Origin of the sequence: Pedobacter suwonensis (genome assembly GCF_044762335.1) — a bacterium.
Taxonomy (GTDB): Bacteria; Bacteroidota; Bacteroidia; order Sphingobacteriales; family Sphingobacteriaceae; genus Pedobacter.
The window spans coordinates 475698-494019 of sequence record NZ_JBIWEB010000002.1 but is presented as its reverse complement, the minus strand read 5'-3'; the positions used below and the strand labels follow the sequence as shown (position 1 = coordinate 494019).

The window sequence follows — 18322 nt, the reverse complement described above, 5'->3', positions numbered from 1 at the left end:
AATCTAGGTTCTCGCCATTCAAATGTCAGGTGCAGCGGGCATAGGACAATAAAAAACTTGCGCATAAGTTTGTGTTTTCGGGCTTGCACTGATGTATCAATTACCTGATTCTCATAAAATTGATTCGGGACTACCCCGAACAAACTTTATTCATTCATGAGTTGGCAGTTCAAGTGCGACAGCTCTCGAAATACACAAAGCTTTTGAGGCCACAGCTCCCCACGATGGTTGTCAGCGGACAAGGAATCAAAAATCAAGGATTACATTGATCCGGCAGCGCCATGTGATCAAACAGCACTATCGAATCGAGGTCCACTTGAATCAATAGATCCAACCCATCTTTTCGGACTGCAATTCGACAGACCTAATCATCTTTACGGCAGGTTTTTAAGCATATTGTGGCAAGAGCATTTCCCAGGGTTAAAATTACTTACTGTAAAAAGTACCACGATTTCATAGGATATCACCATATCGGGGGTGATTTATAGTGGATATTTGTTTATTAAAAATTTCGATCTACATGAAAATAAAAAAGTTAAAATGGCCCAAAGCTATAATTCCCATCATGTTGACCGTGGCAGTAATTTTGCTTTTCGCGGATAACCTAATGGCACAGACTGACAAGCCCGGGGGCTTTTTCCCGGGTGCCAGGGTCAGCGAAAAGTCGCTGCTCACCTTCTCTGTTTTTTTAGTCCTGGGGGCAATTGCGTTTGCAGCCTGGAAAGTATATAAGATCATACAGTCGAACCTTCAGAAGGTCCAGGATGCCGGCGAGCTGGAACTGGATGAGGCAGTCAAAAAGCTGAATGCCGGGGAGATAAGCGAGATCCAAAAGGTTAGAAATCGTTTGCCGAAGTTAATGATCTGGCTGGTGCTGGCTGTTGGGACACCTTTGGTCTCTTCCGCTCAGGATTTACCGGCTACAAGGGGCGGGATGATGTCGGAGCCTGGCGTGGTGATCACCATACTGCTGGTTCTTATTCCAATATTTGCAGGGGTGGTTTTTGCGCTTTTTAAAGCCAGACGGTCGTTGCTTCAGTTCTTTGAATCAAGAGCGGTCAAGCGGGAAGTCCTGCTCGCCCGTGGCATTGCCCGCGAGACAAAAAAATTCAGCGATTCAGAACTAAGAGAAAGAAAAGAAAGGCTGGAATTCGCCTTGAGCGACAATGAGCTTTCGGGAACTTCGGCTCCCGGGGATGACAGGGGCCTTATCGGCAATATAAAAACTGTAGACAATCCCAGGTTTTTCTCGGTAAAACGTCCGAGCATCAAAAGGCCAAAGATAGACCCGCAACTTTCAAACCTTATACTCTGGTACCTGGGGACTGCCGTTTTCTGGCTTCTGCTGGGGACAAGTGCTGGAGAATATGTTGGAATAAAATTTACGGCCCCCGACCTTGATTCGATAAGCTGGCTGAGCATCGGAAGGCTGAGGCCGGTACATACCAACCTGGTTTTCTGGGGATGGTCTACGCTGGGAATCATGGGGCTGGGATACTATATAGTACCCACTGTAAGCAATGCAAAGATAGATAACCTCAGAAGAGGTTATCTATCACTGATCTGCGTGAACGTAGCTATGCTGGCCGGGATGATACTGCTGATGGCGGGAATCAACAACGGCGGGGGAGAATATAGGGAAATTGTGTGGCCGGCTATGGCAGTGTGGGGATACGGCCTGTTCCTTACACTTCTTAATTTCATTTCTACGGTATCAAAAAGGACGACCAAAGAAATCTACATCTCAAATTGGTATATCATCTCCGCCTACATATTTATACTTATTGTCGCTACCATTGCCTATCTGCCAATGGGACAGAACGGCATCGGAGAGACAATAATACAGGGTTACTATATGCATCAGGCGGTAGGGATGTGGTTCATGTTCTCCCTACTTGGAATTCTTTACTACCTTCTACCCCAGCAGCTCAATAAGCCATTATATTCTTACGGCCTGGGGATACTGGCATTCTGGTCTCAGATCCTGTTCTACACGGTGATCGGGACGCATCATTTTGTGTTCAGTGCGCTTCCCTGGTGGCTGCAGACCGTTGCAATTGTAGGCAGTGTGGGGATGCTGATCCCCGTCTCTGCAGGAACGATCAACTTTCTGATGACCATGAGGGGTTCCTGGTCCAGGATAACCAACAGTTATTCCCTTCCATTTTTTCTTGTCGGGGTGATCTACTACTTTACGGGTTCCTTTCAGGGAACCGCAGAGGCCTTCCGGTCTACCAACCTGATATGGCACTTTTCAGACTTTACGATTGCCCATTCGCACATCACCATGTATGGAATCATCGCGTTCTTGCTTTTTGGGGGAATCTACGCTATCGTTCCAAGGCTTACGGGTAAAGAGCCATCTGAGCTGGCCGTGGGCGCACACTTTTGGATGGCTCTGATCGGACTACAGTTTTACACAATACCGCTGATGATCGGCGGAACCTTGAAAGGGCTCGACTGGGCAGAGGGGAAACCGTTTATAGACAGTGTGGCACTTATGGCGCCCTACTGGCTTTGGAGGGCAATCGGTGGCACGCTGATGTGGATGTCCCACATCGTACTGGCCTACAATCTTTACAAGATGATCGCGGGCAGGGACTATTCGGATATCAGAGATGCAGCCTTTCTCCAGTTGGAGCAAACAGATACAGATGAAAAAAAGAACAACAGCCTTGAAAACTTATGACGACATTTAACAACCACGGAAGACTGTTCAGGACAGCAACATTTCTTTTTCTTTTTCTTACCTTTTTTGTGGCAGTGCTTCCCGCGTTCAGGAACGAGGCGATGAATACGCCATTGGAACAGAGCCATATCCTGACCCCGAGCGAGGAAGCGGGAAGGCAGCTTTACATCAGCAACGGTTGTGTCGGCTGTCATTCCCAGCAGGTAAGGGATGTCGAAATTGACAGGGTATGGGGAAGCCGTCCCGGAATTGCGGCGGATTATGCACTGAGCAGGAGGACTTCGGTATGGCAAAATGCGGGAACGCTTATGGGAACGGAAAGAACAGGGCCGGACCTGACCAATATCGGCGTTCGCCAGCCGAGTGCCGAATGGCATTTTGCGCACCTGTTCAACCCGAGAATCGTGGTTCCGCAGTCTATAATGGCCCCCTACCCCTGGCTCTTTGAGATAAAGGAACGCGCGAAAGCAAACGATGTACGGGTGAGCATCCCTCAGGCATTCATGCAGGGAAAAACAGGTGTGGTGATTGCGACAAGGGATGCAATCAATCTGGTTGCATACATCAAAAGCCTCAAACAGGTGAAGCTGCCGGACGGAACCCCTGATCCGACTTTCCTCTATGCGAAGGAGGCCACTGAGGCCGGAAAGCCTGCAAAGGATGGAAAGATGGACGGAAAGATTTTGTATTCGGTAAACTGTCAGAGCTGTCATCAGTCAAATGGCGAGGGACTCAAGGGCGCTTTTCCCGCCTTAAAGGGCAGTCCGATCGTGCTAAATGATAATCCGGAAACCATGGTCGACATTATCATGAACGGCTATAACCCGAGGGAAGAGTATGGAGTGATGCCGGCAGTGGGAACCAACAGCAACCTGAGTGCAGAGCAGGTGACAGCGATCATGAACCATGAGAAGAGCAGTTGGGGAAACAATGCAAAACCGGTCACTGTCTCGCAGATCAGCAAGATAATGGCATTTTTAAAGTCCCAAAAACCAAAACCCTAAAAGATGAAAAAGACATTTTTATTTATCGCTTCGCTGCTTCAAACGATAGCAGCTTTTGCGTGCCCTGTGTGTGACAAGCAACAGCCAAAGATATTGCGGGGAATTGCGCACGGCGCCGGCCCTGAGTCCGGCCTGGATTATATCATTGTGTGGACGGTCGTTATCGTTGCGCTAATCACGCTGTTTTACAGCATAAAATATTTGATTGGACCAAGAGAGGCCGAGACGACACACATTAAGCGGACGATTTTAACTTTTGACTGATATGGAAAAGAAAAGCAGTATTGTCGTCTTTATTGACAATGAGCAACAGCCTGTCGGGGAATTCGAAAGCCCTGTAAATTTTGAGCTCGACACACGAAAACTTCCCGACGGCCCCCACCAGCTCAGAATTGTGGGCAAGGATACGCTTGGGAAAGAAGGCTTGAACATCATCGACTTCACGGTAAGAAACGGTCCGGCAATCTCGGTGGAGGGCTTAAAGAAAAACGATGTGGTCGACGGTGTTTTGAACCTCATGGTCAATGCCTACAGTAAGGGAAACCAGAAGCAGTTTTTGATCGAAGGCAGTGAAAGCCCGAAAAGCATTCCTTCATGGCTATGGGCTGCGATCCTGGTATTTGTTGCCTGGGCGGCCTATTTCTCGATAACCTCCCTGATATACTAGCGTATGGACAGCATAAAGAATATAAAAAGCATAGAATGCAGCGAGGTCACCCAGAATGAGCTCAAATTTGCGGTTTACCATACCTCGGATTTTTTGCCTTTTATGCAACGGCTGAGCGTACCCCATCGGCACAGATATTTTATGGTCCTGCTGAATGAATTCAACAGCGGTACGCAGCTGATCGATTTCAGGGACTGCCGGATTGAACCGCTCTCGGTTACCTGTATGTATGCCGGACAGATACACCAATGGCTGGACTACGAGAACCTGGACGGATACATTATCGTATTTGAGACCAGCTTCCTTGATTTCCATCACCATGCTTCGAAAATGAGCGAATATTCCTTTTTCTCGTATCGTCAAAGCCTTCCGTACATCAGGGTTGAGGAAGGCAAATTTTTGGAATGGAAAACAATCATACAATGGATGTTGAGGGCCTATACTGACAAGCCTGTAGCCTTTGAAAAATCGATCCTTTACCTGTTGCACCTGCTTTTCACCGACTTGAACAGGTACTTTGAGCCCTCAGGCTCCGGCGGGCAGTTGGGCCAGTCCATTCAGCTCGTCCACCATTATGAACAGCTGGTGGACAAGTTTTACCATCAGAAACATTTCGTAAAGGATTACTCCTCGATGCTCTATGTCCGTCCGAACTATCTCAACTCCGTGTGCAACGAGGTAACCGGGCTATCTGCAAGCGAGCTTATCCGGAACAGGATCATCCTGGAAGCGAAGCGCTTGCTGATCAATGACCAGAAGAATATCGCGGAGATCGCTTATCATCTTGGATTTGAGGACAATTCCTATTTTGGAAAATTTTTCAAAAAGCACGAAGGCATGACCCCGGATGGGTTTAAACGGCAGTACCACAAAAAATAGGAAAATCCAATGAACGTATTTTATTTATTGGTGCCGGGACTCGCTTGATTCTAATTGGAGGATATCCGTCAATCATTTACCGAAAACGATGTTAACGGTACAGGCCCTGATTGTCGTATTTTTTTTAGCTTTGAACTTTCATAGGTAGAAAGGGTAATGTTTTCCTGGATTGGAAAATACCTGAATCGGGCGGGATATTGCTATCCCGCTTTTTATTCGTTTGATACGGGGATGACAAATTAAGTTTCCTTGCTTAAGTTATGGCTTGAACAGCGCTGCTCAGCAAACAGCATCCCCTAAAGGCAATGCCGGATAGCACAATATTCATACAGGCAAAGGTTCCTGAATTGTGACAGCTGAATAAAAACTGTTTTTGCCGGAAAAGATTAACACCGATAAAAAGGTTGGGCAATATCGCTTTAAAGACCGGTGCAAGCATCAATTAGAAAAAGTTCTTGCTGCGCAGTCAAGTATCTTTATATTTGGGAGTAAAATCTCGAACATGACAAATCTTACGGTAACTGAGTATATCAACAAACTTTTCGCTCAATTTGAGCCCGCATTAAAAGATATACTGATCAAAAACGCCATGCTGCGCGATTTTGGGGACGGCGATCTGCTGATGCAGACCGGGCAGAATATGCGCTTTACCGTCCTTATTGTAGAGGGCAAGATCAAGCTGTACCGGGAGGGGGAAGATGGGCAGGAATTTTTCATGTACTACCTGCAGCCTGGCGATGCCTGTGCGCTGTCGATGATCTGCGCCACAAAGCAGGAGACCAGCCAGGTCATGGCCAAGGCAATTGAGCAGACCAGGGTCCTGATGATACCTATTGCATTGATGGACCAGCTCATGCGTGACTACAAGACCTGGTATTATTTCGTTATCGAGACCTATCGCACGCGATTCGAGGAATTACTTTTTGTGATCGATAACATAGCCTTCAAGGCCATGGACGAGCGGTTGGCTTTCTACCTTAAAAAACAGGCCGCCGATCTGAACACCAAAGAACTGCACCTTACCCATAGCGAAATTGCCTCAGACTTGAATACCTCCAGGGAGGTAATCTCCAGGTTACTGAAGAAGATGGAACAAGCCAGGCAAATCGTTATGCACCGCAACTACATCGAATACTTAATGTAATCCAAAGGCGATACATGGTTATCCGCCTATTGGCCGGAATAGGTAACTATCATTTTTATTTTCAGAAAAAACCCGCAGTGTGACAAAAGTCACCGACAATGGCATGCGATAAAACGATTTTTGTTAAAAAAAAACAGAAATGGAAATTATTGCATATCTCGCTTCCGCGTTAATCGGGATCTCCCTGGGTTTGATCGGCGGGGGTGGTTCTATCTTGACCATGCCGGTTTTGGTCTACCTGTTCGGGGTGAGTCCGTTATTGGCTACCTCCTATTCCCTGTTTATTGTTGGCTCTACAAGTCTGGCGGGCACGATAAGCAATTTTAAACGTGGACTTGTGAATATAAAAACGGCATTGCTGTTTGGCAGTGCGTCCATCTCGACGGTTTTCCTGACCCGAAAATTCATCATTCCGCTAATTCCCAGAACCATATTCAAGACCGGCAATTTCGAGCTGACAGAGAACATGTTGATGATGGTACTCTTTGCAGTACTGATGGTCGCGGCAGCAAGTGCGATGATCAAAGGCGGAAAAGAAAAAAGCGATGCGCAAACAGTAATACCCAAGTTACATATAAGCAAATTATTGTTTTACGGGGTAGCAATCGGCCTGGCCACTGGATTTCTGGGTGCCGGTGGCGGATTTCTGCTCATTCCCACACTGGTTATCCTGGTAGGCCTGCCCATGAAAGAGGCCGTAGGAACCTCGCTTTTTATCATCGCGCTGAACTCGCTCATAGGCTTTACCGGCGATCTTGGCCATTTTCCAATCGACTGGATCTTTCTGGCCAAAATCACCACCGTCGCCATTGCAGGGATCGTGGTAGGCGGAATATTAAATAAAAAGGTTGATGGCGGAAAACTCAAGAAAGGCTTCGGTTGGTTTGTACTGGTGATGGGCTGCTATATTATCCTCAAAGAGGTATTGCTCAGGTAACAACGGACCGAGGGCAACCTATGTGACAAAAGTCACCGAAATCCATATCACAAAACATTAATTTTGAAATTATAATTCAATAACCATGATCATTGAACAGATTTATACCGGTTGTCTGGCACAGGGTGCCTACTACATCGAAAGCAATGGGGAGGCCGCCATTATTGATCCCCTTCGCGAGGTCAGGCCATACCTGGAGCGTGCAGCAAAGAGCAATGCAAAGATAAAGTATGTGCTCGAGACGCATTTCCATGCCGATTTTGTATCCGGACATCTTGATCTTGCCCACGAGAGCGGCGCAAAGATCGTTTACGGGCCCAATGCGAAACCTGATTTCGATTTCTATGGCGCTGAAGACGGAGAAGTTCTGCGGCTCGGTGGCGCAGAGATTGAAGTGCTGCACACCCCGGGGCACACGATGGAGAGCACCTGTTTTCTGGTTAGTGACGAGCAGGGAAAGCAAATTGCACTTTTTTCCGGCGATACGCTTTTTATCGGCGATGTCGGAAGGCCGGACCTGGCGCAGAAATTTGTTGGTGAACTAACGAGTGAAATGCTTGCGGGCTATCTCTTCGATTCCCTGCGTGGCAAGATCATGCCCTTGGGCGATGATATTATCGTTTATCCGGCACACGGAGCGGGCAGTGCCTGCGGAAAGAACATGAGCAAAGAGACCACGGATCTTTTGGGAAATCAGAAGAAGACCAATTATGCCTTAAGGGCAGATATGTCCAAGGCCGAGTTTATCAGGGAAGTTACCAATGGACTGATGCCGCCGCCGGCGTACTTTCCGGAGAACGTGATGATGAATATACATGGCTATGATAGCTTTGACAAAGTAATGCAAAGAGGCATGCAGCCCCTAAGCCCGGATGCTTTTGAATTGGTGGCAAACGAAACCGGTGCGATCATTCTGGACACCAGGGAACCGCAGGTTTTTGTAAGGGGATTTATCCCCAACTCGATAAATATTGGCATCGATGGAAATTTTGCACCATGGGTGGGAACGCTCATACCGGATATCAAACAGCCCATTCTACTCATCACTGATGCCGGCAGGGCTGAAGAAGTGCTTACCCGCCTGTCCAGAGTTGGTTTCGACGCCACAGTGGGTTATCTTGATGGTGGCTTTGATGCATGGAAAAATGCCGGTAAGGAGACTGACGAAATTGAATCCATTTCTGCGGAAGTGTTTGCGCAAATGCTCAAAACAGCACCATCACAGGTGCTCGATGTGAGAAAAGCAAATGAATACTTAAGTGAACACGTTGAGGATGCCATCAATCTTCCCCTGGATTACATTAATGAAAACTTCAGCGCTATCGACAAGAGCAAAACGTATTTTGTGCACTGCGCGGGAGGTTACCGTTCTGTAATCTTCAACTCCATCATGCGGGCGAGAGGTTATGACAACCTGGTTGATGTCGCAGGTGGATTTAAGGCCATAAAAGATAGCGGGGATGTCCCTGTTACGTCCTTTGTCTGTCCAAGTACGTTAGGATAAGGGGATATGGATAACTGGAAACAACTGCACTGGGATAAGGTCTACCGGGAAAAAGCCCCGGATCAGTTGAGCTGGACGCAGGTCTATCCGGTAGTCTCGATGGAAATGATCAAGGGGCTGGATCTGGATAAATCTGCACCCATAATCGATATCGGCGGGGGGGACAGCCTCTTAGTGGACTTCCTGCTTCAGGAAGGGTACACCGATATTACCGTGGTTGACATCTCTGAGAGGGCTTTGGAAAAAGCAAAGGGACGGCTTGGAGAAACTGCTGATCAGATTGAATGGATAGCTGCTGATATTACGGATTTTGAGCCTGCCCGGGCATATTCTCTTTGGCACGACCGGGCTGCTTTTCACTTCCTTACCGCTCCCGAGGATATCTTTCGATACGCAGCGATCGCAGAAAGGTTTACAGATCGCTACCTGATCCTGTCTACCTTCTTTTTGACGGGACCTGAAAAGTGCAGTGGCCTTCCTGTGACCAGATATGACGGCCGCGGACTGCAAGGGGTATTCCAAAACGCGTTTACCATAAGAGAATCCAGGGTGCATGAGCACCTGACTCCGATGCACAGCAGGCAGGACTTCCTGTCCTGCAGCTTTGATAGACGACAATTAGTTAGATAAATAAAAGATGAATAAAATATTGCATATGCTAAGCAGCTTCTTTTCAAAAAGTGAGTTTGACCTGGATGGTTATCACTTTAAAAACGAATATAAAAAAGACAAAAATAATGTATTACTGGATGTTAGAACGGTAACAGAGCATGATAGCGGTTCATTGCCTTCGGCTATCAATTTGGATTTTTTAAGTTCTTCCTTTTCCTCATCCGCCGCGGCGCTTCCCAAGGACAAGGCATATTTTGTTTTTTGCAGAAGCGGTAGCCGATCATCGTCTGCGGTATCTATGATGAGAAAAATGGGCTATAACTCATATAATCTCGTTGGCGGGATAGGTGCCTGGCCAAGTTAAGTAAAAGGCGCTATGATAAGCATAATGATTTACAGTCCGTCCTTTGGTGATCATGATAGTATTCTGCAGTTGGGTGCAAAATTAAATCAGCTGTTTGGGGCCAGGCTACATTTTTTGCAGCAAGCCGGGGAGCCAAATACCGGCGGGCATCACCTGTTAGCTGATCAAGGAGATACGGGCTTATCGGGTTTGAAGATCAATGAACATCGGGTTACCAAAGTCACCGGAGATATTGCCCGTTCTTACATAAAGGCTGTTGATACCGATCTGGTCATTCTGCAGCTCGGTGAGGATGGATTTTCGGCACGGCATGTTCAAGCAATAAGCCAGATGGTTGAGGATCTCAGTCTGCCGGTTCTGTTACTAAAAAACGATTTCAACATTACTAAACTTCATCATGTACTGTTGATTCTTGATGCAGAATATTTTGGCAGGGGCTTGCAGATCAACAAGCTCAGGCAACTTTTCGAAAGCCAAAACACAAAGATCCACCTTCTGCATGTGATGCAAAAACGAGAGAGCGAAGATATCGCAAAAGAGCAGCTTAGATTTTTTGCAAAGACCTACGGGATTACCCATGAGCATGCACATGTGGCATTGGCGAAAGAATCTGAAGCGGTCATCCTGAAAATCTGCCGGGAAAGCTCCATTGATTTACTCTGCATCCGAACCAATGGAGGCAAATCGAAGGGAAAGCCTATGGTAAAGGATATAGACCTGAATTTTTTACTGGAAACAAAAACACCGATATTAACATTTCATTTAAAACACTATGATTGATTTCATTAAACAGCCATGGCCCTGGTACCTCTCGGGCGGCATGATCGTACTGATTATGCTGGCACTACTTTTTTTCGGAAAGTCATTTGGATTTTCATCTAACCTGCGAACGATGTGCAGCATAGCCGGAGCCGGCAAAAAGGTCAAGTTTTTCGACTTTAAATGGAAAGACCAGGTCTGGAACCTGATGTTTCTCATTGGCTCGGTAATAGGTGGATTTGTTGCCACCAACTACCTGACCGAGCCTGCTCCACTAAACTTATCTGCGGCGACAATCTCAGATTTAGACCAATTGGGGGTAAAGTTCGATGGCGGGCTCAACCCATCCGCTCTGTTTTCCTTCGAGGCCCTTAAGGACGTAAAGGTCCTGGCCATATTACTCGTAGGCGGCTTATTGGTAGGATTTGGATCGCGTTATGCAGGGGGATGTACTTCGGGGCATGCGATTTCCGGACTTTCCAACCTCCAGATACCTTCACTGATCGCCGTAATCGGCTTTTTTATCGGGGGGCTGATCATGACTTATCTGATTATGCCATTAATTTTTTAGCATTTTAAACAAATTGACATGAAGTTCGTTAAATATATAGTAACCGGAACGCTTTTCGGAATCGTTATGACCAAATCCGAGGCGGTTTCCTGGTATAGAATACAGGAGATGTTCAGATTTCAATCCTTTCATATGTATGGAATCATTGGCACCGCTGTGGTTCTGGGCATGCTTGCGGTATACCTGATCAAGAAAACCGGTGCAAGGGATATCTCCGGTGACCCTATTGTCTTTCAGGATAAGGATCGGTCCTTCCCGAGGTATATCATTGGCGGGACGATTTTCGGACTGGGCTGGGCACTGACCGGGGCTTGTCCGGGACCGATGTTCGTCAACCTTGGCGGCGGTTATCCGGCGATGGCGGTCGTGATATTGGGCGCATTGCTCGGCACATATCTTTATGGAATCATAAAGAACAGGCTGCCACATTAATTCAAAGTTTTAAACAGAGCGTAAATGACAAAGTTAGGTGCCATAATAGATCATAGGTGTCCAAGATGCAGAAAGGGAAAAATGTACAAACATTCCATGTTTCATTGGAAATATGATCAGATGTATACGAACTGCTCATGCTGTAACCTGAAGTATGAAATCGAGCCGGGATTTTTCATTGGCGCGATGTATGTCAGCTATGTGTTCATCGTCGCGGAGTTGGTCAATGCCGGAATTCTGGCCTTTATGCTGTTTGGTGACAAGGATGAATGGGCAATCATCGGCACCACAATCGCACCTGTCATCCTGCTCTTCACTTTCAACTACAGATACGCCAGAACGTTACTGCTACATGTTCTTTCCCATATCAAATATAGTGAGGATGCCGGAAGAAACTGTTAGGCAGGAACATTTTTTTGCTGTGTGACAAAAGTCACAGACGGAAAAACTTAGAATCGTTAGATTTGGTTAAATCAACATATAAAGTTATGAGAAAGAATATGGGCAACCTGGATAAAGGTTTACGGATAGCATTAGCCATAGGCGTTGGCGTACTGTACTATATGGGAATTATCAGCGGAACCGCGGCGATTATTCTACTGGTCATCTCGGTTATATTAATCGCAACCAGCTTTATGAGCTTTTGTCCGCTTTATCTTCCTTTCGGAATCTCAACCCGTCGAAAAAACACAGAATGAATATGAAGAACCACCATCAAATCCTCATCGTAGGGGGAGGAAATGCAGGCATCTCCGTTGCCGCACAGTTATTAAAGAAAGACCATAACCTGGATATCGGCATTGTCGATCCGGCTGAGAACCATTACTATCAGCCTGCCTGGACACTGGTGGGTGGAGGTGCTTTCGATATCCATAAAACAGTAAGAAAGGAGGCCGATTGCATTCCTGAAAAGGCCACCTGGATACAGGATGAGGTCCACTCCTTTAGCCCGGAAGAAAACTCGCTAAAATGCATAACCGGACGAACAATCAGTTATGACTATCTGGTGGTGGCACCGGGCATACAGTTGGACTGGGATAAGGTAAAAGGGCTAAAAGAAGGCCTTGGAACGCAGGGAATCTGCAGCAACTATACTTACCAATCCGCACCATATACCTGGAAGACCTTAAGTGAACTGGGAAGTGGAAGGGCTATCTTTACCAATCCCAATACACCTATCAAGTGTGGGGGTGCGCCACAGAAGATCATGTACCTTGCAGCGGATTATCTTCGCAAAAATGGCTTTCTGGCATCTTCTCAGGTTCATTTTTATAGTGGAGGGGGTGTGATTTTTGGTGTTAAGAAATATGCAGATGTCCTTAACAAAGTCATCGAAAGATATCAGATCCAAACGCATTTCAACCACAACCTTGTAGAGATTGATGCCGGGAGCAAAACGGCAGTTTTTGAGACAAAAAATCCCGCGGGAGAGATAATAAAGGTGGAGCAGGGATTTGATATGATCCACGTGACGCCACCCCAGTCCGCTCCCGACTTTATAAAAAACAGTCCATTGGCAGTAGCAGACAATCCCCTTGGATGGGTAGATCTCAATAAGGATACCATGCAGCATAATCGCTACCCAAACATCTTTGGCTGTGGCGATGCCGGCAGTACACCCAATGCAAAAACAGGTGCAGCCATAAGAAAACAGGCCCCCGTTTTGGTGGACAACCTGCTCGCACTCCTACAGGGCCGGAAGCCGGCCCAAGTCTACAATGGCTACGGGTCATGCCCACTGGTTACCGGTTATGGAAAACTGGTACTCGCGGAATTTGATTACAATAATGAACCGATGGAGACCTTTCCCTTTAACCAGGCTAAGGAAAGGTATAGCATGTGGTTGTTGAAGACAAAAGTTCTTCCCTGGTTATATTGGAACAAGATCCTGAAAGGAACGGCTTAAAATAGAAAAAAGTATTTGTCGATTTAGATTAATAATATGAAGATAGAGCAATTTGAGGACAAGCACCTCTCCCATTATAGTTACGCGGTATTAAGCGAGTGTGAAAACTCGATTGTCTTAATAGATCCCTCGAGAGATCCGGCAGTCTATTACAGCTATGCACAAAAGCATGATGCAAAGATCGTTGGTGTCATCGAGACCCATCCCCATGCAGATTTTGTAAGCAGCCATTTGCAGATTTTTGAGGAAAAAGGGGCAAAAATTTACTGTAGTAAGCTAACTTCCCCAGGCTATCGGTTTACCCCATTTGATGAAAACGATAAAATAGTTTTGGGTAAGGTTACACTACGGGCAATCAACACCCCGGGGCATTCTCCCGATAGTATAAGTATCGTACTTGAACATGAAGGTCTTGATAAGGCACTTTTCTCTGGCGACACATTATTTATTGGCGACTGTGGGCGTCCCGACCTGAGGGAAAGCGGTGGAGATATCAACGCCGAGCGGACTTTTCTGGCCCAGCAAATGTATCATTCACTAAGGGAGAAACTTATGCCATTGGCTGATGAGGTATTGCTTTACCCCGCCCATGGCGCCGGTACACTTTGCGGAAAAGCGCTTAGCGAGGCCAACAGCAGCACAATAGGTGCCGAAAAAAATGCCAACTGGTCACTACAGCAAATGAGCGAGGCCGATTTTGTTAAGGAACTAACTTCCAACCAGCCTTTCATCCCCGCGTATTTTCAATTCGATGTGGAGCTGAACAAAAAAGGTGCCCCGGGATTTGAAGAATCCGTGAGATCTGTTGAAATTGCGAACGAGGAATTTCTGCCCGCTGATAATGCCGTCATCATCGATACAAGGCGGGAGGATATTTTTAAAGCGGGCCACATCGATGGCGCTATCAATATTATGGACGGCAACAAGTTTGAAACATGGCTGGGAAGTATCGTTTATCCTCAAGAGCCGTTTTTTCTTGTCGCTGATGATGTTCCCGCCTTACAGAGATTGATTGCCAGAACCGCATCTATCGGATATGAGCAACAGATAGTAAAAGCCTTCACACTTTCCGGTGGCGAAAAAAGCGATAGTAAGCTTGATATTGAAAAATTTGCTCAACATCCTTCAGCATATACTATTGTAGATGTCAGAAATTTGGCTGAGACTACCGAACATCCGATATTTGAAAATAGTTTATCAATACCACTAGGTGAGCTAAGGACTCGCCTGGACGAAATTCCGTTAGATAAGCCGATTGCTGTTCATTGTGCGGGTGGCTATCGAAGTGCAGCAGCAAGTTCAATGATCAGCGGACATGTGGCCGGCAGTCAGCAGGTATTCGATTTTGGCGAGGCAATTAAGACTTTCGAGAAATAGTTTTCCAAATGGGCAAGGATATTGATAACGGTGAGCGCTTGAGGATTTTTTCAAGTCTGAGCCGGCAACTTGCTTTGATTGCCTGGCTCGCTGTCATCGGTATGGGGGTCTGTTTGATGCTTTTATTGGAAGGTTCACCTGGTGAGGATTCGACGGCTGGCCGAGCAATGGTGCATGAGCAAAATATTGGCCCTGAGGGAAAAAGTAGTCCGCCGAAGATAACCTCACAGGCCATATACTGGACCGCGCCGGATACAACCGATCTTTCCGCCAACCGGGATGCCGCAATGATACAATACGGGAAAGAACTTATCGTAAATACCTCAAAGTATTTTGGGGCACAGGGAAAGATCGGACGGCTTGCAAATAATATGAACTGCCAGAACTGTCATTTGGAAGCCGGTACCAAGGCTTTCGCAAATAACTTTTCGGTATTTTTTTCCAGCTATCCCAAGCTGAGTGAGAGAAGCGGGCGAACCGAGGAAGCGTTTGAGCGTATCGAGGAATGTTTCGAGCGAAGTATGAACGGAACCGCGCCGGGAAAGGACTCAAAAGAGATGCTTGCGATGTTGGCCTACATGAAATGGGTTGGCAAAAAACAGCATGATGTAAAGGTTCTCTCGGACAATTCAGTCAAAAAACCTGAATATATGCCCCATGAGGCAGATCCTTTAAAAGGCAAGCTTGTTTATCAGCAAAAGTGCAGCAGCTGCCACAGCAGTGAAGGCAGTGGGACACTTAACGCAAGCGGCAATGGATATATTTACCCGCCCCTCTGGGGAGCGGAAAGCTATAACGATGGTGCGGGCATGTACAGGCTAATAAATTTTGCCGGTTTCGTGAAGAACAATATGCCACTGGGCACCACTTACCAGGCTCCTGTGCTAAGCGATGAGGAAGCCTGGAATGTAGCCGCCTATGTCAACAGCCGGCCCCGCCCCCATTTTGATCAGCGCAATGATTATAAAAAACTTTCAACAAAACCTCTCGACTATCCGTTCGGTCCATATGCGGATGGCTTTAGTGCCTCGCAGCATAAATTTGGTCCGTTTATTGAAATAGCGAAACAACAGCAATTAAAACAAAAGAAATAACATGAAAAAATTCCTGATCCTAGTCTCCTTCTCTATACTCATCTCGATAAGCTCCAGTGTTTCCGCCCAGGAAAAAGCAGGGGTTTTCACAGGTGCGGTAGCGAAAAAGAAAACTTATCATGCGCTTTATGTGCTGAACAGCGCTGATGAAAAACATATATCCGGCACGCTAAGGAACATCAACAATGCCCTTGAAGACCCACGTTTAAAAGGGAAGCTGCAAGTGGAACTGATTGCCTTTGGAGACGGATTTACCGTTTACAGAAAAGATGGTAAATTTTTAGACCAGCTCAACATGCTCCGATCAAAAGGGGTTATCCTTGCGCAGTGTGAAAACACTGTTCGCGAGCGAAAGATTGAAAAATCTTCCCTATTTGATTTTATCAGTTATGTACCCAGTGGAAACGGCGAGATTATCATTCGTTCAACAGAAGGCTGGGCGATCGTTCATCCTTAAACCAGAAAATATGAAAATCGACATTGCCTATTTCAACGATGTGCATGGCTATCTGGAGCCCCATCAGGAGATATTCTTCGAGGGAAGAGGAAAAGAAACCCGCCTGGCCGGCGGATATGCACGGCTGAAAACCCTTATTGAGGGCATCAAGGCAAAAAATCAAAACACCCTCGTTTTTGATGGCGGGGATACCTTTCACGGCACCCTCCCGGTGCTGGATTCGAAAGGGGAAATACTGCCGGATCTGCTCAACAAGATGCACATCAGGGCAATGGTTGGGCACTGGGATTTCGCCTATGGAAAAGACCAGCTCCTCAAGCTTCAATCCATGCTCAGCTATCCTATTCTGGGCTGTAATGTCTATCAGGATAATGGATCGCTGCTATTGGATCCCTACCTCATTATTCCATGCGGAGAGGTCAGCATCGGCGTGATCGGGATCTGTTCGAGTATTATCGACAAGACCATGCCATCAAAATTCAGTGAGGGCCTCAAAGTTACCGATGGCGCTGAAGAACTGCCAAAATATGTGGCAGAAGTAAAAGGGCAAGGTGTAGATATTATCATTTTGCTTTCACATAATGGCTATCCGCAGGACCTCAAAATGATCTCGGAAGTTGCCGGAATTGACATTTGCCTGAGCGCGCATACCCACAACCGACTTTTCGAGCCAACCCTAGTGGGGGAAACAATTGTGATCCAGTGCGGTTGCCATGGATCATTTCTGGGCCACCTTTCACTGGATATTGCCGAGGGAAAAATTTCATCCTATGACTATCAGCTGATCCCGGTTCTAACCGGTATTGCACCAGAAAAGGAAACAGCGGCCCTGATCGATCAAGTATTGGAGCCCTATCGGCAGATGCAGGCTGAAGAAGTCGGCATGACCGAAACCCTTTTGCACCGCTACGATTCCATCAATTCGAGTATGGATGAGCTCTTGCTGCGCTCGATAAAAAGCTTTACCCGGGCAGATGTTGCTTTTTCCAATGGTTGGCGATATGGCGCTCCAATACCGGCAGGCGTGATCACCAGGTTCGATCTTTATAACATGGTGCCCATGAACCCGGTCATCTCTATCGTCGAGCTGACGGGAAAAGAAATTCTTGGGATGTTGGAGGAAAACCTTGAAAGAACATTCTCAGCTGATCCCATGGGACAGATGGGCGGATATGTCAAGCGCTGTTTGGGCATCAAAGCCTATATGAGAATAGAAAACCCGAAGAAGCACCGGATCCAGCAGCTTTTCATCGGCGATCAGCATGTGGAAGATGCCGGCACCTATTTATGTGCTTTTATCACCAGCCAGGGCGTCCCGGAAGATATCGGAAAAAACCGAAAAGACCTCACGGATACCACTATAGATGCCATTGTTTCCTATCTTCAATCCAATAACCCCTACAGTTCATCGGGAGCAGAAATATTCAGCCTGGTTTGATATTTAACACAAAAAAGCTACATTTGTAATTGATGCACAAAACATTAAGTCAATATTTCAGAATTGAGCAGGCCCGGGCCGGCATCGCCACTGCTGTGGTGCTGATTGCACTGGTTTTGTTCTCGTCTTGTGCAGTCCGCAAGGGTATTGAAACAGTTTTTGGATCATCCGCACCTGTTGCAAAACAGTCGACGGGTTTGAAAAGCCAGCTGCTTCCAATGCAAGCCTTTGCAGCGGGAACATGCAATGTGGCTAAAAGTGAGCAGATCTTTACTTCTTACACAGCAATGGATATTGTCCTAAAGCAATTGCCATTTCTGCTGATTTTTACGGCATTGTTCTGCGTCGTGACTGCATTGTCACAACAGCATGTCTTTGTCGGCGATTCAAAAAAACTCAGATTTTCCAGCGTTCCCCTTTTCATCAGGAACGGCCTGCTGCTGATATAGGATAAAACTTCCTTCTTTGCCTTCCGGCAATTTGCCCCG

21 protein-coding genes are annotated in these 18322 nt (G+C 46.7%); all 21 read left to right on the top strand.

The genetic code is table 11. The features are described 5' to 3' along the window. Nucleotides 1–520: 520 nt before the first annotated feature. The 21 genes from ACIQXP_RS05700 (at nt 521) to ACIQXP_RS05600 (ending at nt 18283) form a co-directional block, all read left to right on the top strand. The gene (locus ACIQXP_RS05700) at nt 521–2689 is read left to right on the top strand and encodes a cbb3-type cytochrome c oxidase subunit I (protein ID WP_387504816.1); all 2169 of its coding nucleotides are present in this window, start codon (nt 521–523) and stop codon (nt 2687–2689) included. Next, entirely contained in the window at nt 2686–3693 is a 1008-nt protein-coding gene (locus ACIQXP_RS05695) for a cytochrome c (protein ID WP_387504815.1), read from the top strand. Before ACIQXP_RS05700 ends, ACIQXP_RS05695 begins: the two co-directional genes overlap by 4 nt. A gap of 3 nt (nt 3694–3696) precedes the next feature. Next, nucleotides 3697–3957 (top strand): hypothetical protein, encoded by a 261-nt coding sequence (locus ACIQXP_RS05690; RefSeq protein ID WP_387504814.1) that lies wholly within the window; start codon nt 3697–3699, stop codon nt 3955–3957. A gap of 1 nt (nt 3958) precedes the next feature. Next, nucleotides 3959–4360 (top strand): cytochrome C, encoded by a 402-nt coding sequence (locus tag ACIQXP_RS05685; RefSeq protein ID WP_387504813.1) that lies wholly within the window; start codon nt 3959–3961, stop codon nt 4358–4360. A gap of 3 nt (nt 4361–4363) precedes the next feature. Then, nucleotides 4364–5239, top strand: a complete 876-nt coding sequence (locus ACIQXP_RS05680) for a helix-turn-helix domain-containing protein (protein ID WP_387504812.1) — start codon at nt 4364–4366, stop codon at nt 5237–5239. Nucleotides 5240–5741: 502 nt separating this feature from the next. Next, nucleotides 5742–6383 (top strand): Crp/Fnr family transcriptional regulator, encoded by a 642-nt coding sequence (locus ACIQXP_RS05675; protein WP_387504811.1) that lies wholly within the window; start codon nt 5742–5744, stop codon nt 6381–6383. 139 nt (nt 6384–6522) lie between these two features. Further along, nucleotides 6523–7320: a sulfite exporter TauE/SafE family protein gene (locus tag ACIQXP_RS05670; protein ID WP_387504810.1), complete on the top strand. Its 798-nt coding sequence runs from the start codon at nt 6523–6525 to the stop codon at nt 7318–7320. A gap of 85 nt (nt 7321–7405) precedes the next feature. Then, the gene (locus tag ACIQXP_RS05665; RefSeq protein WP_387504809.1) at nt 7406–8824 is read left to right on the top strand and encodes an MBL fold metallo-hydrolase; all 1419 of its coding nucleotides are present in this window, start codon (nt 7406–7408) and stop codon (nt 8822–8824) included. 6 nt (nt 8825–8830) lie between these two features. Then, nucleotides 8831–9454, top strand: a complete 624-nt coding sequence (locus tag ACIQXP_RS05660; protein ID WP_387504808.1) for a class I SAM-dependent methyltransferase — start codon at nt 8831–8833, stop codon at nt 9452–9454. 7 nt (nt 9455–9461) lie between these two features. Beyond that, entirely contained in the window at nt 9462–9800 is a 339-nt protein-coding gene (locus tag ACIQXP_RS05655) for a rhodanese-like domain-containing protein (protein ID WP_387504807.1), read from the top strand. A 12-nt stretch (nt 9801–9812) separates the two neighbouring features. Continuing rightward, nucleotides 9813–10580 carry a hypothetical protein gene (locus ACIQXP_RS05650; protein WP_387504806.1) on the top strand — a complete coding sequence of 256 codons (768 nt, stop codon included), beginning with the start codon at nt 9813–9815 and terminating at the stop codon, nt 10578–10580. After that, nucleotides 10573–11130, top strand: coding sequence for a YeeE/YedE family protein (locus ACIQXP_RS05645; protein ID WP_387504805.1), 558 nt, complete (start codon nt 10573–10575; stop codon nt 11128–11130). The genes ACIQXP_RS05650 and ACIQXP_RS05645 overlap by 8 nt, the downstream gene beginning before the upstream one ends. Nucleotides 11131–11148: 18 nt before the next feature. Then, a complete protein-coding gene (locus ACIQXP_RS05640; protein WP_387504804.1) occupies nt 11149–11562 on the top strand; it encodes a DUF6691 family protein in 414 nt (137 codons plus the stop codon). 81 nt (nt 11563–11643) lie between these two features. Then, the gene (locus ACIQXP_RS05635; protein WP_400453186.1) at nt 11644–11964 is read left to right on the top strand and encodes a DUF983 domain-containing protein; all 321 of its coding nucleotides are present in this window, start codon (nt 11644–11646) and stop codon (nt 11962–11964) included. Nucleotides 11965–12050: 86 nt separating this feature from the next. Then, on the top strand, nt 12051–12260 hold the full coding sequence (locus tag ACIQXP_RS05630; RefSeq protein ID WP_387504802.1) for a YgaP family membrane protein: 210 nt from the start codon (nt 12051–12053) through the stop codon (nt 12258–12260). Between the two features lie 2 nt (nt 12261–12262). Continuing rightward, nucleotides 12263–13468, top strand: a complete 1206-nt coding sequence (locus ACIQXP_RS05625) for an NAD(P)/FAD-dependent oxidoreductase (protein ID WP_387504801.1) — start codon at nt 12263–12265, stop codon at nt 13466–13468. A gap of 36 nt (nt 13469–13504) precedes the next feature. Further along, nucleotides 13505–14845: an MBL fold metallo-hydrolase gene (locus tag ACIQXP_RS05620; RefSeq protein WP_387504800.1), complete on the top strand. Its 1341-nt coding sequence runs from the start codon at nt 13505–13507 to the stop codon at nt 14843–14845. An 8-nt stretch (nt 14846–14853) separates the two neighbouring features. After that, nucleotides 14854–15939 (top strand): c-type cytochrome, encoded by a 1086-nt coding sequence (locus ACIQXP_RS05615; RefSeq protein ID WP_387504799.1) that lies wholly within the window; start codon nt 14854–14856, stop codon nt 15937–15939. Nucleotide 15940: 1 nt separating this feature from the next. Continuing rightward, on the top strand, nt 15941–16396 hold the full coding sequence (locus ACIQXP_RS05610; RefSeq protein WP_387504798.1) for a DsrE family protein: 456 nt from the start codon (nt 15941–15943) through the stop codon (nt 16394–16396). Between the two features lie 10 nt (nt 16397–16406). Further along, nucleotides 16407–17834: a bifunctional metallophosphatase/5'-nucleotidase gene (locus ACIQXP_RS05605; RefSeq protein WP_387504797.1), complete on the top strand. Its 1428-nt coding sequence runs from the start codon at nt 16407–16409 to the stop codon at nt 17832–17834. Between the two features lie 32 nt (nt 17835–17866). Continuing rightward, the gene (locus tag ACIQXP_RS05600; protein ID WP_387504796.1) at nt 17867–18283 is read left to right on the top strand and encodes a hypothetical protein; all 417 of its coding nucleotides are present in this window, start codon (nt 17867–17869) and stop codon (nt 18281–18283) included. The last annotated feature ends 39 nt before the right edge of the window (nt 18284–18322 follow it).